Source organism: Streptococcus sp. 32226D021BW (assembly GCF_053545015.1).
This window is the reverse complement of record NZ_JBPPVC010000028.1, coordinates 1-5,696: the sequence shown is the minus strand read 5'-3', so window position 1 is coordinate 5,696 and position 5,696 is coordinate 1. Positions and strand designations below refer to the sequence as shown.

Below are 5,696 nucleotides of genomic sequence, written 5' to 3'. Positions count from 1 at the left end.
AAAAGGACTTAGTCCTGTCCAATACAGAACTAAATCCTTTCAATAATTATTTGTCCAACTTTTGGGGGTCAGTACATCTGCGACTCTTTTTGCTTTTAATTATGTGACTTTTAGTCCGTCACGCTCCGTAAAGTGCGTGACAAATAAACCACCCGCTATGCGGGTGCGCGACGAAGGTTATACCAAAAAAACTCCAAACGCGATACAATAAAGGTGTTCAAGCCTATTGTAAAGCGAAAGGAGAAAAATATGGCGCAAAAGGCACATAGTTTATCACATACAAAGTGGCTGTGTTCTACCACATTGTCTTCACCCCTAAGTATAGACGAAAATTATCTATAATCAATATCGAAGTAGTCTTGGAGAGATATTTCGACGATTGTGTAGTTATAAAGGTGTTGAAATTATCGAAGGTCATCTGATGCCAGACCATGTTCACATGTTAGTCAGTATTCCTCCAAGGTTAAGTGTATCAAGTTTTATGGGCTATTTAAAAGGCAAGAGTGCTCTTATGATGTTTGATAAACACGCCAATCTCAAATATAAATTTGGCAATCGTCATTTCTGGGCAGAGAGCTTCAACAATTTGGGGAATTGTTGAAGAGTGTAAGTTGGACTTAATGAAGCCACAATAAAGAAATATATACAAGAATAAAGAAATTATCCAGTGGATGATTTCTTCACGAGCTTAAAATCTAGAAAGCTTGTGGTATTAAATACGCACAATGGATAAGATGTAGCGATGAATGATTTCAGGGGGTTCCTGGCAGCCATTATGTATCCAATGTTTGATAATGCTATCGATGGTTGAAACATAGACGGTTAGGGCATATTCATAGGGAACCTTATAGGCCTGCTCAAGTTGGTTTGCAAGATCTGGGATACTAGAATGCTCAATGACCTCGGTAATATACTTGGTAACTTCTAAAGAAACATGAGGGAAAAAATGAACAAAGTCCACGGCTATTTCCTGATTTTTATAGAGAAACTGCAACATTTCTCCTACGACATTGTCATTTAGGGAGGGATCTTTTGCTAGAATAATACTGATTTCGTTCAGGATATATTCAAGGGATTCTTCTAGGAAGGTTTCCTTAGAGTTGTAGTAGTGATAGAAGACCCGACGGCTTAGTTTAGCTCGGTCCGCAATTTGATTGATCGTAAAACTGTTATTGTCACCAGATTTTTTGAGTTCGAAAAAGGCTTTCAGAAATTTTTGGCTGGTTGTAAAATACTTTTCCATATATATATATATATAACTCCGTAAAAATTTATTTAATAAAATTTATAAAAAAATAAATGCACTGCACAAAAATGTATTTATTGTGAAACATTCATTTTATAGACATTATATAATGTATTGTGTAATCATGCAACTATTTCTTTATAAAGTTGTTGGAATATGGAAAGGAATTCTTATGTTTTTTGATAATAAACAGCTTGAAAACGAAGCATTGCGCTCGAAGCAACGGTTTACCATTAAAAAGTTTAAATCGGGTGCAGCCTCAGTTTTAATCGGTTTCTTATTTATGTTCAGCGGTGGAGCCTTAAAAGCTGCTGCAGAAGAGCTTGAATCAGGTCAGTTGCCACAGACGACCGAGCTGGTGGACAAACCACTGGATTCAAGTGCTCAGGCAAACGAAGTAGTTTCTCATTCGGTACAGCAAGAAGCAGGAGAGGTTGTACAAACAGTAGAGCCAACTTCTGCCGTGCTTGCAACACCCCCAAGTTCCACTCAGCTAGTAGACGAACAGCCTAAAGAAACAGAGGAAACGATTGCTACTAAGTCAGCAACTGTTCCTAGTTCCGCTCAGGAAGTAGCAGAGCCTAAATCCCAGGAAATTGTGGAGGAGATTACTCCTGAACCAGCAGGATTGTCAACTTCATCGACAGAAGCAAAAACTGAACAGAAGCAAGGAGTTGCAACACAGCAAGCGACTGAAGAAAGTGTAACGAAGCTTGAACCTGTTTCTAATAATGTCCAAGCAGATGCTAGCAAGGAGAATGTAGCGAATGCAACAAGAGCCGCAGAAACTCAAATAGATGGACAAGCTTTGCCAACTCGTGATTTAAGTCAGTTAGATTTGGCCAATATGAGCTTTGCAGACTTGGAAACTTTAGGGCTTTCTGAAGAAGAGAAACTCACTCTGTTCAATCAAATTCTTGCTCAACAAACAGGATCGAATTCTGTTCAACTAACAGAGGAAGAAATAAGAAGTTTAGCTGGTTTCAGTGAAGCTGAGAAAAATTTCTATATTCAAAATAAATTAGGCAATACCAACCTTCCGCAACCACTCAATTTGGTAGTTATGTCAGAAACACTGATTACGCCTAATAATCAGAACAAGTATGTGGTTAATGCAAAAGGGCAGACCTTTGCCTATGGTCCTGCAAACTACACCTTGACTGTGACGCCGAACCGAGCCAGAAATACCATGGATTTCGAACTGAATTATAAATTAGACGGTATCAATGGTCGTTCGGGTACTCACGTGGCTGATTTTGTTGTCAATCTCGGAAGCGCTTACGGTACACCTGGTGTTGCAACAGTGCGTGCTGGGAACAATACTACGACCACCGCTCTCGTTAATGGTGGACGTCGAAATACCATTACTGGTTACAGTCCGACATCGCCTATCCAATACACAAACGCCCAGGTGATGAGCGGCCCACTCAATGTGAAGTTTACAGTACCTGTTAAAAACTGGAATGGGGATTTGAGTATTGATAACCACATTGGTATGTTCTCAGTTGATACTGGGGCTAATAACACTAAGGATTTCTTCTCTTCAGACAACTACTTCTGGAATAAGAGTGTCGTAACCATTGATCCTAATCCAAGTAGAAATGAAATCACAACGACCTTGCCTCCTATTGCGATGCCGATTCCGTTTCAAACAGAATACCGCTTCGTTGTTATGCCTGACCAGGCTCCTGGTTTCACCAGACAAGTTGAAGCCGGTGCAAATGGGGTGATGCAGATTCCTGTTAAACGGATTGCTTACATTGGTGCAAATGGTACAGAGGAATCTCATCGTTATGAGTATGGTCAAGCGACTGTACATACACCGGCACGCAATCAAATCATTGAGGTTAATATCAAAGATGGCATAGAGGCACCAGTTGCAGCACCGAATATTGATGTGACTACAGTTCGAAAACAAGGTTCTGTAGATGGAGGGCCATTGGTCAATGGTACGGAATTGACCTTTAGAGATGGTCCAAACGGTAGAATTATCCGACAGGTCTTTATCCCAGATGGTTTACAAGGGGAACGAGGTCAAGATGGTCGAAATTCAGATATTACTGTTGAACCTGCACGAGCTGCGGACGGCACACCAGGATACAATATCACAGTTACTGGCGCTGATGGTAGCAGATATACTCGATTTGTTCGCGATGGAAAAGACGGTCGCGATGGTCGAAATGCAGATATTAGTGTAACTCCTGCTGTTGCAACAGATGGAACAAAAGGTCACAATGTTACGGTCACTAGACCAGATGGTAGCAGTTTTACCACCTTTATTCGCGATGGAAAAGACGGTACCAATGGTCGTGACGGTCGTGATGGTATAGATGGTAAAACTCCGAGTGTAGATTTACAACCTTATACAGGTCAAGATGGCCGCATTCTTGGTACAACGGTTATTGTAAAAGATGGTGATGGTCAAATCATTTCCCGTAGAAATATCTTAAATGGTAGCGATGGTCAGGACGGCAAAACGCCATCTATTGAACAATTACCAGTGATGGATGGTGGTAGAGTCATCGGCACCCTCATTATTGTTCGTGATGGTGATGGTCGTGAAATCAATCGCCAGACTATTTACAACGGTCGCGATGGTGCCAAAGGTCAAGATGGTACCAACGGTCAAGATGGTACCAATGGTAGCTCAGTTGTTTCACAACTTCAACCAGACGGTAGTGTAAAAGTCTATAATGTGTCTTCTACAGGCGACCGTACAGAAATCGCCACCATTCGCAACGGTGTCGACGGAACCAACGGTCGTGATGGTGTCAATGGCAACTCAGTTGTTTCACAACTTCAACCAGATGGCAGTGTAAAAGTTTATAATGTTTCATCCACAGGTCAGCGCACTGAAATCGCCACCATCCGCAACGGTGTCGATGGTCGTGACGGTGCCAAAGGTCAGGATGGTACCAACGGTCGTGATGGTGCCAATGGAAGCTCCGTCGTTTCAGAGCTTCAACCAGATGGCAGTGTAAAAGTCTACAATGTTTCTTCTACAGGTCAGCGTACTGAAATCGCCACCATTCGCAACGGTGTCGACGGTACCAACGGTCAGAATGGTGCCAATGGTAGCTCAGTTGTTTCAGAACTTCAACCAGACGGTACTGTTAAAGTTTACAATGTGTCTTCTACAGGCGACCGTACTGAAATCGCCACCATCCGCAACGGTGTCGATGGTCGTGACGGTGCCAAAGGTCAAGATGGTACCAACGGTCGTGATGGTGCCAATGGTAGCTCCGTCGTTTCTGAGCTTCAACCAGATGGCAGTGTAAAAGTTTACAATGTGTCTTCTACAGGCGACCGTACTGAAATTGCCACCATTCGAAACGGTGTCGATGGTCGTGACGGTGCCAAAGGTCAAGATGGTACCAATGGTAGCTCAGTTGTTTCAGAACTTCAACCAGACGGTAGTGTAAAAGTTTACAATGTGTCTTCTACAGGTCAGCGCACTGAAATCGCCACCATCCGCAACGGTGTCGACGGTGCCAAAGGTCAGGATGGTACCAACGGTCGTGATGGTGCCAATGGTAGCTCAGTCATTTCCGAACGTCAAAATGACGGTACTGTTAAAGTTTACAATGTGTCTTCTACAGGTCAGCGCACTGAAATCGCCACCATTCGCAACGGTGTTGACGGTACCAACGGTCGTGATGGTGCCAATGGAAGTTCAGTTGTTTCAGAACTTCAACCAGACGGTAGTGTAAAAGTCTACAATGTGTCTTCTACAGGCGACCGTACCGAAATCGCCACCATCCGCAACGGTGTCGACGGTACCAACGGTCGTGATGGTACCAATGGTAGCTCAGTTGTTTCAGAACTTCAACCAGACGGTAGTGTAAAAGTTTACAATGTGTCTTCTACAGGTCAACGCACCGAAATCGCCACCATCCGCAACGGTGTCGACGGTGCCAAAGGTCAGGATGGTACCAACGGTCGTGATGGTGCCAATGGTAGCTCCGTTATTTCAGAACTTCAACCAGACGGTAGTGTAAAAGTTTATAATGTGTCTTCTACAGGTCAGCGTACAGAAATCGCTACAATTCGCAACGGTATCGATGGTACCAACGGTCGTGATGGTGCCAATGGAAGTTCAGTTGTTTCAGAACTTCAACCAGACGGTAGTGTAAAAGTTTACAATGTGTCTTCTACAGGTCAGCGCACTGAAATCGCCACCATCCGCAACGGTGTCGACGGTACCAACGGTAGCTCCGTCGTTTCAGAACCTCAAAAAGATGGTAGTGTAAAAGTTTACAATGTGTCTTCTACAGGCGACCGTACCGAAATCGCCACCATCCGCAACGGTGTCGATGGTGCCAAAGGTCAGGATGGTACCAACGGTCGTGATGGTGCCAATGGAAGCTCCGTTATTTCAGAACTTCAACCAGACGGTAGTGTAAAAGTTTACAATGTGTCTTCTACAGGTCAGCGTACAGAAATCGCTACA

At 43.4% G+C, this 5,696-nt stretch carries 2 protein-coding genes and 1 pseudogene; 2 read left to right on the top strand and 1 reads right to left on the bottom strand.

Annotated elements, in window-relative coordinates; all coding sequences use genetic code 11:
• Nucleotides 1–249 precede the first annotated feature (249 nt).
• Nucleotides 250–655 (top strand): annotated as a pseudogene (tnpA, locus tag ACEE44_RS10190) (IS200/IS605 family transposase).
• 57 nt (nt 656–712) lie between these two features.
• Here the strand turns inward: tnpA and ACEE44_RS10185 are convergent.
• Nucleotides 713–1,243: a TetR/AcrR family transcriptional regulator gene (locus ACEE44_RS10185; RefSeq protein ID WP_449172154.1), complete on the bottom strand. Its 531-nt coding sequence runs from the start codon at nt 1,241–1,243 to the stop codon at nt 713–715.
• A gap of 175 nt (nt 1,244–1,418) precedes the next feature.
• Between ACEE44_RS10185 and ACEE44_RS10180 the strand changes: the two genes are divergently transcribed.
• A partial coding sequence (locus tag ACEE44_RS10180; RefSeq protein ID WP_449172153.1) for a collagen-flanked surface repeat-containing protein occupies nt 1,419–5,696 on the top strand: 4,278 nt, incomplete at its 3' end.

Bases quoted from the DNA above. Each gene is read 5' to 3' on its own strand.
- ACEE44_RS10185 (WP_449172154.1), bottom strand. From the start codon at position 1,243: ATGGAAAAGTATTTTACAACCAGCCAAAAATTTCTGAAAGCCTTTTTC.